Annotated in this window: 19 protein-coding genes; 13 read left to right on the top strand and 6 right to left on the bottom strand. The window is 73.4% G+C overall.

The genetic code is table 11. From position 1 onward, the window contains the following. Positions 1-36: 36 nt before the first annotated feature. A complete protein-coding gene (locus Actkin_RS07785) occupies positions 37-1,470 on the top strand; it encodes an MFS transporter (RefSeq protein ID WP_258906518.1) in 1,434 nt (477 codons plus the stop codon). Between the two features lie 31 nt (positions 1,471-1,501). On the opposite strand, the gene Actkin_RS07780 is transcribed toward Actkin_RS07785, so the two are convergent. Further along, the gene (locus Actkin_RS07780) at positions 1,502-1,684 is read right to left on the bottom strand and encodes a hypothetical protein (protein WP_258906517.1); all 183 of its coding nucleotides are present in this window, start codon (positions 1,682-1,684) and stop codon (positions 1,502-1,504) included. 26 nt (positions 1,685-1,710) lie between these two features. Here Actkin_RS07780 and Actkin_RS07775 point away from each other — a divergent pair, with 26 nt between their 5' ends. The 3 genes from Actkin_RS07775 to Actkin_RS07765 are packed head-to-tail and all read left to right on the top strand — an operon-like array spanning position 1,711 to position 4,020. Beyond that, positions 1,711-2,244, top strand: coding sequence for a bifunctional adenosylcobinamide kinase/adenosylcobinamide-phosphate guanylyltransferase (locus tag Actkin_RS07775; RefSeq protein ID WP_258906516.1), 534 nt, complete (start codon positions 1,711-1,713; stop codon positions 2,242-2,244). 16 nt (positions 2,245-2,260) lie between these two features. Next, a complete protein-coding gene (cobT, locus tag Actkin_RS07770; protein ID WP_258906514.1) occupies positions 2,261-3,304 on the top strand; it encodes a nicotinate-nucleotide--dimethylbenzimidazole phosphoribosyltransferase in 1,044 nt (347 codons plus the stop codon). A gap of 50 nt (positions 3,305-3,354) precedes the next feature. After that, positions 3,355-4,020: an adenosylcobinamide-GDP ribazoletransferase gene (locus Actkin_RS07765; protein ID WP_396122945.1), complete on the top strand. Its 666-nt coding sequence runs from the start codon at positions 3,355-3,357 to the stop codon at positions 4,018-4,020. Positions 4,021-4,039: 19 nt separating this feature from the next. Here Actkin_RS07765 and Actkin_RS07760 read toward each other — a convergent pair whose 3' ends face one another. Together Actkin_RS07760 and Actkin_RS07755 are read right to left on the bottom strand one after the other, a co-directional pair. Further along, a complete protein-coding gene (locus tag Actkin_RS07760) occupies positions 4,040-5,131 on the bottom strand; it encodes a branched-chain amino acid aminotransferase (RefSeq protein ID WP_189211974.1) in 1,092 nt (363 codons plus the stop codon). A gap of 73 nt (positions 5,132-5,204) precedes the next feature. Next, positions 5,205-6,317: a hypothetical protein gene (locus Actkin_RS07755; RefSeq protein ID WP_258906512.1), complete on the bottom strand. Its 1,113-nt coding sequence runs from the start codon at positions 6,315-6,317 to the stop codon at positions 5,205-5,207. 179 nt (positions 6,318-6,496) lie between these two features. Between Actkin_RS07755 and Actkin_RS07750 the strand changes: the two genes are divergently transcribed. After that, positions 6,497-7,990 (top strand): leucyl aminopeptidase, encoded by a 1,494-nt coding sequence (locus Actkin_RS07750; protein ID WP_189211976.1) that lies wholly within the window; start codon positions 6,497-6,499, stop codon positions 7,988-7,990. A gap of 25 nt (positions 7,991-8,015) precedes the next feature. Here the strand turns inward: Actkin_RS07750 and Actkin_RS07745 are convergent, their stop codons facing one another. Beyond that, positions 8,016-8,351, bottom strand: coding sequence for an oxidoreductase (locus Actkin_RS07745; RefSeq protein ID WP_258906511.1), 336 nt, complete (start codon positions 8,349-8,351; stop codon positions 8,016-8,018). A 193-nt stretch (positions 8,352-8,544) separates the two neighbouring features. Between Actkin_RS07745 and lpdA the strand changes: the two genes are divergently transcribed. From lpdA to lipB, 5 genes are all read left to right on the top strand, one after another. Next, on the top strand, positions 8,545-9,921 hold the full coding sequence (gene lpdA, locus Actkin_RS07740) for a dihydrolipoyl dehydrogenase (protein WP_258906510.1): 1,377 nt from the start codon (positions 8,545-8,547) through the stop codon (positions 9,919-9,921). A 60-nt stretch (positions 9,922-9,981) separates the two neighbouring features. Next, positions 9,982-11,724: a 2-oxoglutarate dehydrogenase, E2 component, dihydrolipoamide succinyltransferase gene (gene sucB, locus Actkin_RS07735; RefSeq protein ID WP_189211979.1), complete on the top strand. Its 1,743-nt coding sequence runs from the start codon at positions 9,982-9,984 to the stop codon at positions 11,722-11,724. A 99-nt stretch (positions 11,725-11,823) separates the two neighbouring features. Beyond that, the gene (locus Actkin_RS07730; protein ID WP_189211980.1) at positions 11,824-12,699 is read left to right on the top strand and encodes a TIGR01777 family oxidoreductase; all 876 of its coding nucleotides are present in this window, start codon (positions 11,824-11,826) and stop codon (positions 12,697-12,699) included. Beyond that, complete coding sequence (locus Actkin_RS07725) at positions 12,696-13,313, top strand: phosphatase PAP2 family protein (protein ID WP_189211981.1); 618 nt, start codon at positions 12,696-12,698, stop codon at positions 13,311-13,313. The genes Actkin_RS07730 and Actkin_RS07725 overlap by 4 nt, the downstream gene beginning before the upstream one ends. Continuing rightward, positions 13,310-14,041, top strand: a complete 732-nt coding sequence (lipB, locus tag Actkin_RS07720) for a lipoyl(octanoyl) transferase LipB (RefSeq protein ID WP_229787081.1) — start codon at positions 13,310-13,312, stop codon at positions 14,039-14,041. Before Actkin_RS07725 ends, lipB begins: the two co-directional genes overlap by 4 nt. Before the next feature lie 160 nt (positions 14,042-14,201). Here the strand turns inward: lipB and Actkin_RS07715 are convergent, their stop codons facing one another. Continuing rightward, the gene (locus tag Actkin_RS07715; protein ID WP_258906509.1) at positions 14,202-15,221 is read right to left on the bottom strand and encodes a hypothetical protein; all 1,020 of its coding nucleotides are present in this window, start codon (positions 15,219-15,221) and stop codon (positions 14,202-14,204) included. A gap of 31 nt (positions 15,222-15,252) precedes the next feature. Continuing rightward, positions 15,253-15,858, bottom strand: a complete 606-nt coding sequence (locus tag Actkin_RS07710; RefSeq protein WP_258907879.1) for a TetR/AcrR family transcriptional regulator — start codon at positions 15,856-15,858, stop codon at positions 15,253-15,255. A 115-nt stretch (positions 15,859-15,973) separates the two neighbouring features. Between Actkin_RS07710 and Actkin_RS07705 the strand changes: the two genes are divergently transcribed. The 3 genes from Actkin_RS07705 to lipA all read left to right on the top strand — a co-directional run bounded on the left by Actkin_RS07705 (position 15,974) and on the right by lipA (position 18,516). Further along, positions 15,974-16,489 (top strand): hypothetical protein, encoded by a 516-nt coding sequence (locus tag Actkin_RS07705; protein WP_258906508.1) that lies wholly within the window; start codon positions 15,974-15,976, stop codon positions 16,487-16,489. A 61-nt stretch (positions 16,490-16,550) separates the two neighbouring features. Further along, on the top strand, positions 16,551-17,468 hold the full coding sequence (locus Actkin_RS07700) for an oxidoreductase (RefSeq protein WP_258906507.1): 918 nt from the start codon (positions 16,551-16,553) through the stop codon (positions 17,466-17,468). Between the two features lie 46 nt (positions 17,469-17,514). After that, positions 17,515-18,516: a lipoyl synthase gene (gene lipA / locus Actkin_RS07695; protein WP_189211986.1), complete on the top strand. Its 1,002-nt coding sequence runs from the start codon at positions 17,515-17,517 to the stop codon at positions 18,514-18,516. The last annotated feature ends 45 nt before the right edge of the window (positions 18,517-18,561 follow it).

Genomic DNA, 18,561 nt, shown 5'->3' with positions numbered 1-18,561 from the left:
CGGTCGCTCCTGTCGTTCCCGGAACAGGAGAGACCCATGACGTCCTCGCTCGACACCCCGCTGGGCACGCCCCGCGCCAACCGCTGGTCCGCGCTGGTCGTGCTGTCCTCGGCGGTGCTGATGACCATCCTCGACGGCAGCATCGTCACCGTCGCCATGCCCGCCATCCAGCGTGACCTCGGCTTCTCCCCCGCGGGCCTGAGCTGGACGGTCAACGCCTACCTGATCGCGTTCGGCGGGCTGCTGCTGCTGGCCGGGCGGATCGGCGACCTGGTCGGCCGCAAGACGATGTTCCTGGCCGGGAACGCCGTGTTCACCGCGGCGTCGCTGCTGGCGGGCGCGGCCGCCACGCCCGGCATGCTGATCGCCGCGCGGTTCCTCCAGGGCGCGGGCAGCGCGATGGCGTCCGCGGTGGTGCTCGGCATCCTGGTCACGCTGTTCACCGATCCGAGGGAGCGCGCGAAGGCGATCGGCGTCTTCAGCTTCACCGGGGCGGCGGGCGCGTCCATCGGCCAGGTGCTGGGCGGCGTCCTCACCGACGCGCTGAGCTGGCACTGGATCTTCCTCATCAACCTGCCGATCGGCGTGGCCACGGTCCTGCTGGCGGTCCGGGTGCTGCCGACCGACCGGGGCGCGGGCTGGTCGGCGGGCGCGGACGTGCTCGGCGCCGCGCTCGTCACCAGCGGCCTGATGCTCGGCATCTACACCGTGGTCAAGATCGAGCAGCACGGCCCGGCGGCGGCGCACACGCTCGGCCTCGGCGCGCTGTCGGTGGCGTTGCTGGCCGCGTTCGCCGTCCGTCAGGCGCGGGCCAGGACGCCGTTGATGCCGCTGCGGATCCTGCGGTCGCGCACGGTGGCGGGGGCGAACCTGGTGCAGGTCCTCACCCTGGCGGCGATGTTCGCGTTCCAGATCATCGTCGCGCTCTACCTGCAGAAGGTGCTGGGCTACGGCGCGCTGGCCACCGGGCTGGCGATGCTGCCCGCGGCGGTCGCGATCGGCGGCGTGTCGCTGTTCGCCTCCGCCCGCCTGACCGCCCGGTTCGGCGAACGCGCCGTGCTGCTGGCCGGGTTGGCGCTGCTGGCGGGCGCGATGGTCAAGCTCGTCTCGGTCCCGGTGGACGCCGACTACGTCGCCGACCTGCTTCCGGTCATGCTGCTGATCGCGGGCGGCGGCCTGGTCCTGCCCGCGCTGGCCGCCCTGGGCATGTCCGACGCGAAGCCGGACGACGCGGGCCTGGTGTCCGGGCTGTACAACACCACCCAGCAGGTCGGCATGGCCGTGGGAGTCGCGGTGCTGTCCACTGTGGCCGCCGCCCGCACCGAGCGGGACCTGGCCGCAGGCCTCCCCGAGCCCGTCGCGCTCACCGCCGGCTACCAGGTGGCGTTCACGCTCGCCGCTGCCCTCCTCGCCGCCGCGTTCGTGGTCACGCTGACCGTCCTGCGCAAGTCCCCGCGCCCCACCGCCTGACGCCGTCGCGTGTGTCCACTGTGCTCCCCCGTCAGGGGGCGTGCAGGCTCATCGGGCCGTAGACGGTCTCCGTGTCGTCCATGAGGGTCACCTCGTCGACGCCCTGGTCGGCGAGGTCGCGCCAGTGCGCGGACAGCCACTCCTCGGCCGCGCCCTGGTCATCGAAGTGGTCGGAGGCGTCGCCCGAGGGGTGGTACCGCCAGAAGTAGGTCACGGTGGTCAACGGTAGCCTCCGCGGCCGTGACCAGGACGGTGGCGCCGAAGACGTTGGTACTGGGCGGAGCGCGGTCAGGGAAGTCGGCGCACGCCGAGGGGCTGATGGGGGACGTGGCGCTCTACCTCGCCACCGCGCGGCGCATCGACGGGGACGGCGACTGGGACGCGCGGATCGCCGCGCACGTCGCGCGCAGGCCCGCGACCTGGCGGACCGAGGAGACACCGGACACCGACTCGCTGATCGGCCACCTCGACGCCGCCATCACCCCCGTCCTCGTCGACGACATCGCCACCTGGCTCGCCAACGCCATGGACGACGCGAACGCCTGGGACGGCGGGGTCGACATGACCTCCGCGCGGAGCACCCTCGTGCACGCCGTCGAGCGCTGTGCGATGCCGGTCACTCTCGTCTCCGCCGAGGTCGGGTTGGGTGTCGTCCCGCCCACCCGCTCTGGCAGGCTTTTCCGGGACGAGCTCGGCGCGGTCAACGCGTCCCTGGCCGAGGTGTGCACCGACGTGCTGCTGCTGGTCGCGGGCCTGCCGCTGCGCCTGAAGTGATGGAGGCGACCTCAAGGTGAGCACCGAATTCCCCCGCGTCGACACCCCCAGCCGCGCGGCCGAGGACGCCGCTCTGCGGCGGCACGCGCGGCTCACCAAGCCGCTCGGGTCGCTGGGCAGGCTGGAGGCGCTGGGCGCGTGGGTCGCGGCCTGCCAGGACCGGTGCCCGCCGACGCCGTTCGCACGGGCACGGGTCGTGGTGTTCGCCGGGGACCACGGGATCGCCGCGTCCGGCGTGTCGGCCTACCCCAGCGAGGTCACCGGCCAGATGGTGGCGAACTTCGTCGCGGGCGGCGCGGCGATCAACGTCCTGGCCGCCGCGGCGGGCGCGACCGTCCGCGTGGTCGACATGGCCGTGAACGCCGACACCTCGGTGGGCGACCACAAGATCCGCCGCTCCTGCGGCTCGATCGACCGCGAGGACGCCCTCACCGACGAGGAGACCCGCGCTGCCATCGCCACCGGACGGGCGATCGCCGACGAGGAGGTCGACGGCGGCGCGGACCTGCTGATCGCGGGCGACATGGGCATCGGCAACACGACCCCGGCCGCGGTGCTGATCGCGGCGCTGACCGGGGCCGAGCCGGTGGCCGTCGTGGGCCGCGGCACCGGCATCGACGACCAGACCTGGATGCGCAAGGCCGTCGCCATCCGCGACGCGCTGCGCCGCGCGCGGGCCGCGGGCGGGGATCCCGTGGCGTTGCTGCGCACCTCGGCGGGCGCGGACCTGGCCGCGATGGCCGGGTTCCTGGCCCAGGCCGCCGTGCGCAAGACCCCGGTGATCCTCGACGGCGTCGTGGTGAGCGCGGCCGCGCTCGTGGCCGAGGACCTGGCCCCGGGCGCGAGCAAGTGGTGGGTGGCCGGGCACCGCTCCGTCGAGCCCGCGCACGCGCTGGTGCTGGAGCAGTTGGAGCTGGAGCCGATCGTGGACCTGGGGATGCGGCTCGGCGAGGGCTCCGGCGCCGCGGTGGCGCTGCCGGTGCTGACCGCGGCCGTGCGGGTCCTGGCGGAGATGGCGACCTTCGACGAGGCGGGGGTCAGCACGGCGGCCGGGGACTAGTGCGCCTCGCCCTCTCCTGGCTGACCGTCCTCCCGCTCCACGTGTCCTCAGTGGACAGGAAGCGGGCGGCGCGGGCGATCGCCGTGGCGCCGGTCGTCGGCATCGCGCTCGGCGGCGTCGTCGCGGGTCTACTGTGGACGGCTCAGTTCGTCGGCATGCCGCCGCTGCTGGCCGGTTTCCTCGCCGTGGCCTTCCTCGCGGCGGCCACGCGCGGAATGCACATCGACGGACTGGCCGACACCGCGGACGGCCTGGGCTGCTACGGCCCGCCCGAGCGCGCCCTCGCCGTCATGCGCGACGGCGGCGCGGGGCCGTTCGCCGTGGCCGCGCTGATCGTCGTCATGGGCGGGCAGGCCGCCGCGTTCGCCGCGCTGGAGCCCGATCGGCTCGGCGTCGCCGTCCTGGCCGTCGCGGCGGGCCGGATCGCCTTCACCGCCTGCTGCCTGCGCGGCGTCCCGGCCGCCCGGCCCGAGGGCCTGGGCGCGCTCGTGGCCGGGACGCAGCCGTGGCCCGTCCCCGCCGCCTGGCTGCTGGCCGCCAGCGGCGCGGCGATCATCGCCAGCCCGTGGGCGTGGACCGGCGTCGCGCTGGCCGCAGTGGTGGTCGCCGTCCTGGTCCGGCACGTGCGCCGCCGCATCGAGGGCGTCACGGGGGACGTCCTCGGCGCGGCGTGCGAGCTGGCCACGCTGACCGTGCTCGTCCCGGGCGCCCTGTGACGCGGACGCCCGGGAGGCGTCACACGAGCCTGGTCATCCAGCCGTGCGTGTCGGCCACGCCGCCGCGCTGGATGCTGACGAGGCTTTCCCGCAGCTGGCTGCTCACCGGGCCGGTGCCGCCGTCGGCGATGTCGAACTCCCCGCCCGCGTGCTTCACGTGGCCGACCGGGGTGATGACCGCTGCCGTGCCGCAGGCGAAGACCTCGGTCAGCTCGCCGGACTCGGCCTTCTTCTCCCACTCGTCGGTGGAGATCCGCCGCTCCTCGACGCCGTAGCCGAGGTCCTTGGCCAGGGTCAGCAGCGAGTTGCGGGTGACGCCCGGCAGCAGCGAGCCGGACAGCTCGGGGGTGACCACCCGGGCGTTGGCGCCGGAGCCGAGGACGAAGAACAGGTTCATCCCGCCCATCTCCTCCACCCAGCGGCGCTCCACGGCGTCCAGCCAGACGACCTGGTCGCAGCCCTGCGACGCGGCCTCGGCCTGGGCGGCCAGCGACGCGGCGTAGTTGCCAGCGAACTTGGCCGCGCCCGTGCCGCCGGGGGCGGCGCGCACGTACTCGGCGGACAGCCACACCGTCACCGGCTTGAGGCCGCCGGCGAAGTAGGAGCCCGCGGGCGAGGCGATGCACACGTACAGGTACTCGGAGGAGGGCCGCACACCGAGCCCGGCCTCCGTGGAGATCATGAACGGCCGCAGGTAGAGCGATGCCTCGCCCTCCGACGGAACCCAGCGCTGGTCGATGGACACCAGCTCGCGCAGCGACTGCATGAACAGCTCGTCCGGCAGCTCCGGCATCGCGATGCGGCGCGCGGAGTCGCGGAAGCGGCTGGCGTTGGCCTCGGGGCGGAACGAGGCGATGGAGCCGTCGGGCTGGCGGTAGGCCTTGAGGCCCTCGAAGATGGCCTGCCCGTAGTGCAGCACCATCGCGGACGGGTCCAGCGAGATCGGGGCGAAGGGCTCGACGCGGGCGTCGTGCCAACCCTGGGCGGTGTCGTGGCGGATCGTCACCATGTGGTCGGTGAAGTACGCGCCGAACCCCGGCTTCGCCAATACCTCCGCGACCCGCTCCGGGGTCGCCGGCTTGGGGTTGGGAGTGATGGTGAATGGCGTCATGCGAGCACGGTATCCCCCCGCCCCGCCTGGGGAAATCGGTGTCCCGAGGATCGGACGTCCAACTATCGAACAATCACTCGATGTGACGATGAGATGACGCCCAGCACGCGATCCCGCCGATCGCCAGCACCCCCACGCCGACCAGCAGCGCGGGCACGGAGACGTTCACCGACAGCACCACGCACAGCGCCAGCCCGCAGCACCCCGACCGCACCCATGACGACCGCTCGGACCGCACGAGCAGCCGCGCCGCGGAGTTGACCATCGCGTAGTAGGCCAGCAGCAGCGTCACCGCGAGCGTCACCGCGAACGCGGGCGGCAGCAGCAGCGCCGCCAGCGCGGCGGCGGCCACGACCGCGACGGCCGCCCGGGACGGCAGCTCCGGCATCTCGTCGACGACCCGCGCCGCGTCGGCCAGCAGCGGGCGGATGGCGAGCACGGCCAGCGCGGCGACCCCGACCACCAGCAGCGGCGTCAGCGCCGCGCCGTCGGCCGCGGCCAGCGCGTCGCGCAGCGGCGCGGGCGAGACCGCCATCCTCGGCCCGCCGAGCTGGCGGAACAGCGCGAACACCACGACGCCCACCACGGCGACGCCGCAGGCGACCGCGCCGAGGGCGCGGCCCATGCCCCCGCCGGACACCCGCTCGACCCCGGCCAGCCCGAGGAACAGCACGCCCGCCGCGGCGGCGGTGCCGCGCCAGTCGTCGGCCCCGGCCACGTCGACGGTTGCTCCGCCGGGCACAACCGGCACGATCAGAAGGCAGGTCGCGACCACAAGTCCGACTGTGACGATCACCACATGCAGCGCCCACGCGGGCGGCCGCACGCGCGCGATGACGAGCGCGCCCGCGAGCACGACGATCACCACCGAGACCACCCGCGGCGCCGACGGCAGCACCGCCGGGCCCGCGAAGGCGGCCAGCGCGCCCGCCGCGACGATCCGCCCCGCGACGCCGAGCACGCCGGTGAACCGCGCCGCCCAGGCTCCCCGGGTGGCGTTGACGTGGGCGTATCCGCTCATCGGCCCGTTGATGGCGGTGAGGTCGACCAGGGACGCCGCGGTGAGGCCCGCGGCGAGGGCGGTGATGGCGAGCCCGGCGAGCGCCCATCCGCCCGCCTCGGCCACCGCGCCGGAGGCGGCGAGCGTCGCCGCCGCCAGAGCGCCGAGCAGGAAACCTGGCACCATAACCGAGGTGGTGCCCGTCGCCTGTCCCAGATCTGTCACGGGCACAACCGTGCCAGACACCCGGGTGTTTCTCCAGCCGACTTCCGGTTGAAAGGTCAACGCAAGTCGTTAGCATGCGTCCACATCTCGCCCGGACCCACGAGGCCGAGGCGGACAGCGAAACCCGAGGAGCTCATTCAGTGACCGCCCCCAAGCTGGCCCTGGCCACCGCGTCCGCCGCGGAGGCCGCCGTCGACGCGCTCGTCATCGGCACCGTCCGCACGGAAGACGGCGTGGCCCTGCAGCCCGGCGCCGAGGCCGTCGACGCCGCCTTCGGGGGCGCCCTCGTCGAGACGCTGACCGCGCTGGGCGCGACCGGCAAGGCCGACGAGGTCGTCAAGCTCCCCGCCCTGGGCAAGATCAAGGCCACCGTCCTCGTCGCATCGGGCCTCGGCTCCGCCGACGAGGGCATCAGCGGCGAGCAGGTCCGCCGGGCCGCGGGCGCGGCGGCGCGCTCGCTCGTCGGCACCGCGCGCATCGCCAGCCTGCTGTCCACTCTGGACCTCCAGGCCGCCGTCGAGGGCGCCGTGCTGGGCGCGTACACCTTCACCGCGTACAAGTCCGAGCCGGAGAAGAAGAACCCGACCGTCAAGGTCGACTTCATCGCGCCGGAGGACGGCTCCGCCAAGGAGCACAAGGCCACGCTGAAGGCAGCGACCGCCATCGCCGAGGCCGTGACGACCACCCGCGACTTCATCAACACCCCGCCGAACGACCTCTACCCCGGCTCCTTCGCCGACAAGGCCGCCGCGCTGGGCCGCGCCGCGGGCCTGACCGTCGAGGTGCTCGACGAGAAGGCGCTGCGCAAGAACGGCTACGGGGGCATCATCGGCGTCGGCGGCGGCTCCGCCCGCCCGCCCCGGCTGGTCCGGCTGACCTGGAAGGGCGCGCGGGCCAAGGCCAAGGTCGCGCTGATCGGCAAGGGCATCACCTTCGACACCGGCGGCATCTCGATCAAGCCCGCGGCGTCCATGGACCAGATGACCTCGGACATGAGCGGCGCCGCAGCGGTCGTGGCCACCGTCGTGCTGGCCGCGAAGCTGAAGTACCCGCTGGAGGTCACCGCGACCGTCCCGATGGCGGAGAACATGCCCTCCGGCGACGCCTACCGCCCCGGCGACGTGCTCACCATGTACGGCGGCAAGACCGTCGAGGTGCTCAACACCGACGCCGAGGGCCGCCTGATCCTGGCCGACGCGATCGTGCGCGCCTGCGAGGACGCCCCGGACTACCTGATCGAGACCTCCACCCTGACCGGCGCGCAGGTCGTCGCCCTCGGCAAGCGCACGGCGGGCGTCATGGGCGAGCCCGCGTTCCGCGACCGCGTCGCCGAGCTGGGCCGCGCGGTCGGCGAGAACGCCTGGGCCATGCCGCTGCCCGAGGAACTGCGCGCCGACCTGGACTCGCGCCTGGCCGACCTGGCCAACGTCGCGGGCCACCGCTGGGGCGGCATGCTGGCCGCAGGCGTGTTCCTCCGCGAGTTCGTCGCCGAGGGCGTGCCGTGGGCGCACATCGACATCGCGGGCCCGTCGTTCAACGACGGCGGCCCGTGGGGCTACACCAGCCGAGGCGGCACCGGCGTCCCGGTGCGCACCCTGGCCGCCGTGCTGGCGGACATCGCCGAGAACGGCTGATCCGACGCGCAGGGCCGGGGCTGACTCAGCCCCGGCCCTCCTTCTTCTGCCGCGCCATGTACTCGCGCATGCGCTTGGGATAGCCCACCCTGGCGACCTCGTAGACCGGGATCTGGCGCTTGCGGCCGAACTCCAGCGCCGCGTCGAAGTCGGCGATCCGCCGCCGCGTCCACTCCCCGTCGTGCGCGACCAGCACCACCGTGGTGTCGGTGACGTTCGTGCGCGGCTCGACGTAGGCCTCGACGCCCGTGCGGCTCGCCGCCCACTCGTCCAGGTGCGAGGTGTCCTGCTTGCTGGCCTGGCGCAGGGTGCCGGGCTTGCCCTTGCCGCGCTTGGGGCGCAGCTTGTCGAAAAGGCCCACGTCGCTCCCCCTCCGGGTTCGTGGTGCTTTCGTCCCATTGTTCCAGCGGTACCGACGGGTAACTCGATCGTGGCCCGAGACACCATGGCCACCTCGCAGCCCACCCCCGCGAAGTGGAAAGATAGCGCTGGTGGCTCGCCCGTTGACCACGCTGGGCGGCCTGGACCACGTAGTCGCTCGTCGAGGAGAACCCGTGACTGACACCCCCGCCACAGCCGACCTGGTGATCCTCGGTGGCGGCTCGGGCGGCTACGCGTGCGCCTTCCGCGCCGCCGAGCTCGGCCTTTCGGTGATCCTGGTGGAGAAGGACAAGGTCGGCGGCACCTGCCTGCACCGGGGGTGCATCCCGACCAAGGCGCTGCTGCACGCCGCCGAGGTCGCCGACCTCGCCCGCGAGGGCGACCAGTTCGGCGTGAAGTCCTCGCTGGAGGGCATCGACATCAACGGCGTGAACTCCTACAAGGACAAGATCGTCGCCGGTCTCTACAAGGGACTGCAGGGCCTGGTCAAGGCCAACAAGGTGACCTTCGTCGAGGGCGCGGGCACCTTCGTCGCGCCGAACGCCGTCGAGGTCGACGGCAAGCGCTACACCGGCAAGAACGTCGTGCTGGCCACCGGCTCGTACGCGCGCACGCTGCCCGGCCTGGAGATCGGCGGCCGGATCATCACCAGCGACCAGGCGCTCAACCTCGACTACATCCCGGAGAAGGTCGTCGTGCTCGGCGGCGGCGTCATCGGTGTGGAGTTCGCCAGCGTGTGGCGCTCCTTCGGCGCCGAGGTGACCGTGGTCGAGGCGCTGCCCAGGCTGGTGCCCGCCGAGGACGAGTGGGCCTCCAAGCAGCTCGAGCGCGCCTTCCGCAAGCGCAAGATCGGCTTCAAGACCGGCGTGCGGTTCACCGGGGCCATCCAGAGCGAGACCGGTGTCAGCGTCTCGTTGGAGTCCGGTGAGACGCTGGAGGCCGACCTGCTGCTGGTCGCCGTCGGCCGCGGCCCCAACAGCGCGGGCCACGGGTACGAGGAGGCCGGGGTGGCGATGGAGCGCGGCTTCGTCGTGACCGACGAGCGCCTGCGCACCAACCTGCCCGGCGTCTACGCGGTCGGCGACCTGGTCCCCGGGCTGCAGCTGGCCCACCGCGGCTTCCAGCAGGGCATCTTCGTCGCCGAGGAGATCGCGGGCCAGAACCCGAAGGTCATCGACGAGGCGGGCATCCCCAGGGTGACCTACTGCAACCCGGAGGTCGCCTCCGTCGGCCTGACCGAGGCGCAGGCCAAGGAGAAGTTCGGCGGCGCGGAGACCCTGGTGTACGCCCTGTCCGGCAACGGCAAGAGCCAGATCCTCAAGACCTCCGGCGGGGTGAAGCTGGTCCGCGAGCCGAACGGGCCGGTCGTCGGGATCACCATGGTCGGCGAGCGGGTCGGCGAGCTGATCGGCGAGGCCCAGCTGATCTACAACTGGGAGGCCTTCCCGGAGGACGTGGCCCCGCTGGTGCATGCCCACCCGACGCAGAACGAGGCCCTGGGCGAGGCGTTCCTCGCCCTCGCTGGCAAGCCACTGCACGTGCACGGCTGACCGCAGGTCAGTCCCCAACCGACCCGTCAGCCCCAGCAAGTCCGAGGAGTCCTGGAAACCATGGCGTTCTCCGTAGAGATGCCCGCGCTTGGCGAGAGCGTGACCGAAGGCACCGTCACGCGGTGGCTCAAGCAGGAGGGCGACACCGTCGCCGTCGACGAGCCGCTGCTGGAGGTGTCCACCGACAAGGTCGACACCGAGATCCCCTCTCCCGCGGCCGGGGTGCTGCAGAAGATCGTGGCGCAGGAGGACGAGACCGTGGCCGTGGGCGGGCAGCTCGCGGTCATCGGTGATGGTTCCGGGGATTCCGCGCCGCAGTCCGGCGGTGACGTCGAATCCTCGTCCGGCCCGCAGGAGGCGACCGGGCAGCAGCCGTCGGAGCTGGCCGACGAGCCCGCGCCCGCGCCGCAGCCCTCCGCCGACGCGCCCAAGGGCGGCGGCCGGGGCGCCGACGTGACCATGCCCGCGCTGGGCGAGAGCGTCACCGAGGGCACCGTGACCCGCTGGCTCAAGCAGGTCGGCGACTCCGTCGAGGTCGACGAGCCGCTGCTGGAGGTGTCCACCGACAAGGTCGACACCGAGATCCCGTCGCCGGTGGCAGGCACGCTGCTGGAGATCACCGCGGGCGAGGACGCCACCGTCGAGGTCGGCGGCAAGCTCGGCGTGATCGGCGACAGCGCCGCCGCCCCGCAGGCCGCCGCTCCCGCTCCCCAGCCGGAGGCCCCGAAGCAGGAGGCCCCCAAGCCGGAGCCGAAGCCCGCCCCGCAGCCGGAGGCCCCCAAGCAGGAAGCCCCCAAGCAGGAGGCCCCGAAGGCGGAGGCGCCCAAGCCGGAGGCTCCCCAGCAGGACGAGGCCCCGCGCGACAGCTCGCCCTACGTGACGCCGCTGGTGCGCAAGCTGGCCGCCGAGCACGGCGTGGACCTGGCCACGGTCCGCGGCTCCGGCATCGGCGGGCGCATCCGCAAGCAGGACGTGCTGGCCGCCGCCGAGGCGGCGAAGGCCCCCAAGCCCGAGCCGACCGCCCCCGCCGCGGCGCGCACCCCGGCGGCCCCGAGCCGCCCGGTGCAGGTCGACACCACGCTGCGCGGCACCACGCAGAAGATGTCGCGGCTGCGCCAGACGGTGTCGCGCCGCATGGTCGAGTCGCTGCAGACGGCCGCGCAGCTCACCCAGGTCGTCGAGGTGGACATCACCAAGGTGGCCAAGCTGCGGGCGCGGTCCAAGGCGGCGTTCGAGCAGCGCGAGGGCGTCAAGCTGACGTTCCTGCCGTTCTTCGCCAAGGCCGCCGTCGAGGCGCTCAAGCAGCACCCGAAGCTGAACGCCTCGATCGACGACGAGACCAAAGAGGTCACCTACCACGCCGCCGAGCACCTGGGCATCGCCGTGGACACCGAGCGCGGCCTGCTCACCCCGGCGCTGCACAACGCCGGTGAGCTGAACCTGGCCGGGCTGGCGCACAAGATCGCCGACCTCGCCGAGCGCACCCGGGCCAACAAGGTGACCCCGGACGAGCTGTTCGGCGCCACGTTCACGCTGACCAACCTGGGCAGCCAGGGCGCGCTGTTCGACACGCCGATCATCCCGGTGCCGCAGGTCGGCATCCTGGGCGTCGGACTGGTCGTCAAGCGCCCGGTCGTGGTGACCGACGAGAACGGCGACGACACCATCGCCATCCGCTCGATGGTCTACCTGGCGCTGACCTACGACCACCGCCTCGTCGACGGCGCCGACGCGGGCCGGTTCCTCACCACGGTGAAGAACCGCCTGGAAGAGGGCGCGTTCGAGGCCGACCTGGGGCTGTAGAGCACCACCCGTCGACGGGCCGTCCCTCATGGCGAGGGGCGGCCCGTCTCACATCCGCCCGGTCCTGCGCGCGTGCCTCGGGTCAGGGACGATCACCGTATGCGCGTAGTGGTCGCCGGAGCGTCCGGCTTCATCGGCACCGCCCTGGTCGCGCGGCTGCGCCGCGACGGCCACGACGTGGCGCGGCTGGTGCGCCGCGCCCCGATGGCTGGCGACGAGCGGGGCTGGGACCCGCCAGCCGGGAAGATCGACCCCGGCGCGCTCGACGGCGCGGACGCCGTGGTCAACCTGTGCGGGGCGCCGATGTGGACGCGGCGCTGGACCGGCGCGCGCAAGCAGGCGCTGGTCGACAGCCGGGTCGAGCCGACCGAGGTGCTGGCGGCCGCCGTCGCCGAGCACGGCGTCCCCGTGCTGCTGAACCAGTCGGCCACCGGCTACTACGGCGACACCTCCGGCACGGTGGACGAGTCCGGGCCGCAGGGCGCGGGTTTCACCGCCGAGCTGTGCGCGCGGTGGGAGCACGCGACAGCGGGCGCGGGCGACGCGCGCGTGGTCCGCATGCGCACCGGGCCCGTGTTGGCCGACCACGGCGGGATGCTGGGGCCGATCCGCCCGTTCTTCGCCCTGGGGCTGGGCGGGCGGCTGGGCAGCGGCCGCCAGCACATGCCGTGGATCCACCTCGACGACGCCATCGCCGCGATGCTCTTCCTGCTGCGCGCGGACATCGCCGGTCCGGTCAACCTTGTCGGGCCGACCCCGGCGACCAACACCGAGTTCACCCGGGCCTTCGCCGAGACGCGCCGCCGCCCGGCCCCGTTCTTCGTGCCGAAGGCGGCGATGCGCCTGGCGATGGGCGAGCTGGCCGACGACGCCCTGCGCGACCAGCGCGTCCTGCCGAAGGTCCTGCTGGACAACGGCTTCCGGTTCACCTACCCGACCGTGCGGGACGCCCTGGCGGCCACCGAGGGCCGATGACCGTCGTCGGCGCGGGCGGGCTGCTGCTGATCGCGTTCCTGGTGCTCGGCGTGACCGTCGCGGACACGACGCCCACCGTGGACCGGATCGCCGCGGAGTCGCTGGGCGGCGGCTGGCAGCACACCGCGGGCGACATCGCGTTCGTGGGGAGCGCGGTGCTGGGCCCGGTCCTGCCGGTGCTCCTCGGGCTCGGGCTGCTGATCGGGGCCTGGACGCGCCGCCACGACGCCCGGCTGCGCGGCCTGCTGCTGCGCGCCGCCGTGCTGCTGGCGGTGTGCCGGACGGTGTCGCTGGCCAAGCCGCTGTTCGAGCGGGCGCGACCGCGCGAGTACCCCGACTTCAGCTTCCCGAGCGGGCACGTCGTGTCGGTGGCGTCGGTCGCGTTCACCGTGGTCGTGCTGTGCGCGTGGCTGGCCGTGCGGCGGCTGCGCGCGGTGGTGTGGTGGTCGGTCGCGGCGGTCGCGGCCGCCGCGCTGTGCCGGATGGTGCTGGACGTGCACTGGCTGACCGACGTCCTCGGCGCGACGCTGGGCGTGGTCGGGCTCGGCCTGCTCACCGCGACCGGGCTCGGCCTGCTGCCGGTGCGGTCGAGGAGCGTAGGGTCGCGGTCGTGAGCGCGCACATCTCCGCCCGCGCCGCCACCGAGCCGGTGGCCGTGCGCGAACTGGGCGTCATCGAGTACCTGCCCGCCTGGGACCTCCAGCGCGAGCTGGCCACCGCCCGCGCCGACGACCTCGGCCCGGACACCCTCCTGCTGCTGGAGCACCCGTCGGTCTACACCGCGGGCAAGCGCACCGAGCCCGCCGACCGCCCGACGGACGGCACCCCCGTGATCGACGTCGACCGCGGCGGCAAGATCACCTGGCACGGGCCGGGCCAGCTGGTCGGCTACCCGATCGTCAAGCTGTCCGACCCGATCGACGTGGTGCAGTACGTGCGCCGCATCGAGGAGGCCATGATCAGCGTGTGCGCGTCGTTCGGCCTGGAGACCGGCCGGGTCGACGGCCGCAGCGGCGTGTGGCTGGCCGGGGACGCCACCCGTCCGGAGCGCAAGATCGCCGCCATCGGCATCCGCGTCCAGCGCGGCGTCACGCTGCACGGCTTCGAGATCAACTGCGACGCCGACCTGACCGCTTTCGACCGCATCGTGCCGTGCGGCATCCGGGACGCGGGCGTCACCTCGCTGACCGCCGAACTGGGGCGCCGGGTGACCGTCGCGGAGGTCCTGCCCCTGGCGCGGGCGGCGGTGCTGGACGCGCTGGAGGGCGTGCTGCCGGTGCGCGAGCACGTGATCGAGCGCGCGCAGCCGACCAGCCCGGGCGTCACCTTCGCCCTGAGCTGACCCCTGGGCCGCATCCCCGCCATCCGGCGCGCGCCGGATGGCGGGCAGGACGGGCCCGGCCACGCACCCGACCGGTCCTGGCCACCACCTCGCGCGCGCCGGTCGAGCACGAGGTAGACCGCACCTCCGAGCGGCAGGACGACACCAGCCGGTCCCCCTGTCACAACGGGCGGAACCGGACGGCGGCGGCCAGCGGAGCGTGGGGAAAGCCCGCGGCCAGCACGCGCCCCGGCTCCGGGGTCCCCGCCACCCAGAAGCCACCGGTCTCCCACACCGCGCCGAGGAAGTCGGCGGGCGCGGCGGGGAGCTTGACCACCAGCCGGGCGCCGTCGGCCAGCGTCGCCTTCCCGGAGGCCCTGGTCGGCGCGTCCGTGTGCGCCTTCCACGGGTCCATCACCGCGGACACCCACGTCCACGGCCCCGACGCCGGCCGGGCCACGGCGCGCCACGCGGGCAGGGCCACCATCAGCAGGGGCGCCATCCAGATCAGCACGAGCGGCGTGGCCGTGAGCACGGGCGCGTACCAGGGCCTGCCGATCTCCCACCAGATGAGGACGTAAGCCGCCGACCACGACGCCGCCACCGAGACGAGTAGCGCCGTGCTCCGGCGCATCGCCCGTGCCGCCAGGACGGCGGGGGTGAACGGGTCGGCGTCGACGGGCTCCACCGCCGCCGCCGCGACCAACTCCGTCGCGTTAGCGGCGAACACCCGGTGCGACCCGTCCGCCCTGACCATGAGCACCCGCGGTCCGGCGACCAGCCACGCGCGGCCGGTGCGGACCACGGTCTCCTCGTGCCCGGCGGGCAAGCGCACCGCCACCTGTCGCCCGAGGCCCATGTCGAGCACGGTGCGCCGCAACCCGGTCGCCCGCCGGAGGACCACCGCGGCGACCGGCTGCCACGGCTCGACGGCGAGCCGCCCCCTGCCCCGGGTCCAGCGCAGCGTGACCACTTTCCCGACGCACCAGGCCACCAGGTAGCAGGCCAGGACCGTCAGGATCAGCGCGTTCGCGAACGGGAGTTCGCCCGCGGCGACCCTCAGCCAGGCCGAGATGACCACAAACGGTACGACCGCGGGCAAGAGGAGCGACCACCGCCGCATATACACCGCGCGGGCGACCATGAGCGCGGTCGTGGGATCGGACAACGCGGGACCGGGCAGGACCGGAGCAGGGATCACACCGGTAACACCGCGAGCACGACGTCCCGTGTTACGACGCCGTGCGGCGCATGCCTTCCAGGACCCGCACGACCGTCGTCGACACCTCCGACACCGCGCGTTCCGGGTCGTCGGCGTCGGCGATGATCGCCGCGCCCATCGACAGGGCGCCGAACAGGATGCGCGACGTGGTCTCGATCGGCAGCTCGTCGATCTCGCCCGCGGCGATGAGCGATTCCAGGACCGCGCGCACCAGGCCGAAGCTGAAGTGCTCCTCGGCGGCGCGCCAGCGTTCCCAGCCCATCACGACCGGGCCCTCGTGGATGACGATGCGCTGGTAGGCGGGCTCCAGGCACACCCGGACGTACGCCTTCACGCCCCTGATCGCCCGGTCCCACACGCCCTCGGGGCCGCCCGCCACGACTTGGCCGAGCCGGGTCATCACGGCGACCTCGACGGCGTCGAACGCGGCCTCGAACAGCGCCTGTTTGCCGCTGAAGTGGTGGTAGAGCGCGCCCTTGGTCACCCGCGCGCGGCGGGCGACGGCGTCGAGGGACGTCGCGGCGTAACCGCCCTCGGTGAACAGCGAGACAGCGGAGTCGACCAGCGCCTGCCGGGTCGATTCGCTGTAGTCCGCTTTTCGCGACTGCGCTGTCACCACGTTCACAAGATTACGACATACCACGGGTACGTACTCGTGGTAGGTTGGCACCGTACCGACGGTATGCCGCAAACCCACGGTATGGCGCAGGTCACGCAGAGGGGACGAGACCATGAGCTGGACGGACTATTACCGCAGGCGAGACGCCCTGGACGCGGTGCTCGAACTGGCTCGGCACGACCCGGAGGGGCCGCTGCCCTTTCCGGAGCAGGCCGCCGCGGAATTCGCCGATCGGGGCGAGTTGCTGCTGGCGTTGCATTACCGGTGGTCGGTCCGCCTCACCGGCCGGGTGGGGCTGGCCCAGGCCGAGGCGGAGAAGGACGCCACCATCGATCCGGTCGAGGCCGTCGCGCAGGCGTGGCGGGCCACGGCCGCCGAGCACCCGGTGCTGCGCCGCGTGCTCGACGCCAACACCGACACCCACGGCGGCGTGCTCAGGCCCGCGATCGAGGGCGAGCAGCGGATGCTGGCCATCGCCTCCGGCCTGGCCGAGCACACCGAGCCCGCCGAGGAGATCGCCCGGGTCGGCGCGGCCTACCTCGCGCTGATCCGCAGCACGCCCAGCCGCGAGCGGCACCGGGGCAACCGGGTCGAGCAGTTCCTGCGCAGGCTGGTCGCCAGCGCCTGAGGCCCTTCTCATGGTGATCCCCCTAGCATGGCGGCGTACTCACCAGTAGGAAGGCGAGCCGATGGCGTGGTCCGAAGCCGACATCCCCGACCAGACCGGCCGGACGGTGCTGGTCACCGGCGCGAACTCCGGGCTGGGCCTGCGCAGCGCGCAGGTGCTCGCCGCGAAGGGCGCGCACGTGATCATGGCCTGCCGCTCGCCGGAGAAGGGCAAGGCCGCGCTGGCGACCATCGACGGCGCGGCCGAACTGCTCCAGCTCGACCTGGCCGACCTCGCCTCCGTGCGCAAGGCGGCCGAGGAGGTCCGCGAGCGCACCGGCGACCGGCTGGACGTGCTCATGAACAACGCCGGGATCATGGGCCCGCCCAAGGGCGTCACGGTCGACGGGTTCGAGCTGCAGATCGGCACCAACCACCTCGGCCACGCCGCGCTCACCTGGCTGCTGCTGCCCGCGGTCACCGGCCGCGTCGTCACCCTCTCCAGCCTCGCCCACCGCGGCCCCGGCCTCGACGTCGACGACCTGAACTGGGAGCGCCGCCGCTACCGCGCGGTCGGGGCGTACAGCGCCTCGAAGCTGGCCAACCTGATCTTCGCCATCGAGCTGGACCGGCGGCTGCGCGCTGCCGGGTCCGAGGTCGTCAGCGTCGCCGCGCACCCCGGCCTGACCGACACCGAGCTGGCCGCCAACTCCGCCCGCACCCGAGGCTCCGGCCGCTTCGGCCAGGCCGCGACCTCGATCGTCTCTTTCGGCAACCGACTCATCACCCAGTCCCTCCAGCGCGGCGCGCTGCCCCAGCTCTACGCGGCGACCGCCCCGGACGTCACCGGCGGCGAGTACTTCGGGCCGCAGGGCATCGGCGAGGTCGCGGGCAGCCCCAAACGCGCCCGCGCGCGCTCCGCGGCCCGCAACGCCGACCTGGGACGACGCCTCTGGGAGCGCACCGCCGAGCTGACCGGGATCGCGCCCGCGCCCGAGTGACGCGCGTGATACCGGTCACCTCGGGGCGCGGCGTAGCCTGGCTGGCGTGACGGTGACGCCTGAGGGTCGGAAGCTGCTGCGACTGGAAGTGCGCAACAGCGAGACGCCCATCGAGAAGAAGCCCTCGTGGATCAAGACCCGGGCCAAGATGGGCCCGGAGTACCGCGAACTCAAGGGCCTCGTCCGACGCGAGGGCCTGCACACCGTGTGCGAGGAAGCGGGCTGTCCCAACATCTACGAGTGCTGGGAGGACCGCGAGGCGACCTTCCTCATCGGCGGCGACCAGTGCACGCGCCGCTGCGACTTCTGCCAGATCGACACCGGCAAGCCCGCCGAGTTCGACCGCGAGGAGCCGCGCCGGGTCGCCGAGTCCGTCCAGGCGATGGGCCTGCGCTACTCGACGGTGACCGGCGTCGCCCGCGACGACCTGCCCGACGGCGGCGCGTGGCTGTACGCCGAGACGGTGCGCCAGATCCACGCGCTCAACCCCGGCACGGGCGTCGAGCTGCTGATCCCGGACTTCAACGCCGAGCCCGACCAGCTCGCCGAGGTGTTCTCGTCGCGCCCCGAGGTGCTCGCGCACAACGTCGAGACGGTGCCGCGCATCTTCAAGCGCATCCGACCGGCGTTCCGGTACGAGCGCTCGCTGGAGGTCATCACCCGGGCCCGCGCCGAGGGCCTGGTCACCAAGTCCAACCTGATCCTGGGCATGGGCGAGACCCCCGACGAGGTCACCGCCGCGCTGCGCGACCTGCACGCCGCGGGCTGCGAGATCATCACGATCACCCAGTACCTGCGCCCGAGCGTGCGCCACCACCCCGTGGAGCGCTGGGTCAAGCCCGAGGAGTTCCTGGAGCACAAGGAGGCCGCGGAGGCGATCGGGTTCGCAGGCGTCATGGCCGGTCCGCTGGTGCGCTCGTCCTACCGCGCGGGCAGGCTCTACACGCAGGCGGTCGCGCACCGCGGCGACACCGTCCCGGAGAACCTGCGGCACCTCGCCGAGGCGGGCGACGCCCGTCAGGAGATCACGGCCCTACTCCGGAAGTGAGACCTCAGGGTCATCTCCTGGTCTGATTCAGGGTGGAACCCGGTT

Origin of the sequence: Actinokineospora sp. UTMC 2448 (assembly GCF_024760565.1) — a bacterium.
In the GTDB taxonomy this organism is placed as follows: domain Bacteria; phylum Actinomycetota; class Actinomycetes; order Mycobacteriales; family Pseudonocardiaceae; genus Actinokineospora; species Actinokineospora fastidiosa.
The sequence above is the reverse complement of the archived record's forward strand: the minus strand, read 5'-3'. Positions and strand labels throughout refer to the sequence as shown.

Bases quoted from the DNA above. Each gene is read 5' to 3' on its own strand.
- Actkin_RS07785 (WP_258906518.1), top strand. From the start codon at position 37: ATGACGTCCTCGCTCGACACCCCGCTGGGCACGCCCCGCGCCAACCGC.
- Actkin_RS07725 (WP_189211981.1), top strand. From the start codon at position 12,696: ATGACCGTCGTCGGCGCGGGCGGGCTGCTGCTGATCGCGTTCCTGGTG.
- sucB (WP_189211979.1), top strand. From the start codon at position 9,982: ATGGCGTTCTCCGTAGAGATGCCCGCGCTTGGCGAGAGCGTGACCGAA.
- Actkin_RS07730 (WP_189211980.1), top strand. From the start codon at position 11,824: ATGCGCGTAGTGGTCGCCGGAGCGTCCGGCTTCATCGGCACCGCCCTG.
- Actkin_RS07705 (WP_258906508.1), top strand. From the start codon at position 15,974: ATGAGCTGGACGGACTATTACCGCAGGCGAGACGCCCTGGACGCGGTG.
- Actkin_RS07760 (WP_189211974.1), bottom strand. From the start codon at position 5,131: ATGACGCCATTCACCATCACTCCCAACCCCAAGCCGGCGACCCCGGAG.
- Actkin_RS07755 (WP_258906512.1), bottom strand. From the start codon at position 6,317: ATGGTGCCAGGTTTCCTGCTCGGCGCTCTGGCGGCGGCGACGCTCGCC.
- Actkin_RS07700 (WP_258906507.1), top strand. From the start codon at position 16,551: ATGGCGTGGTCCGAAGCCGACATCCCCGACCAGACCGGCCGGACGGTG.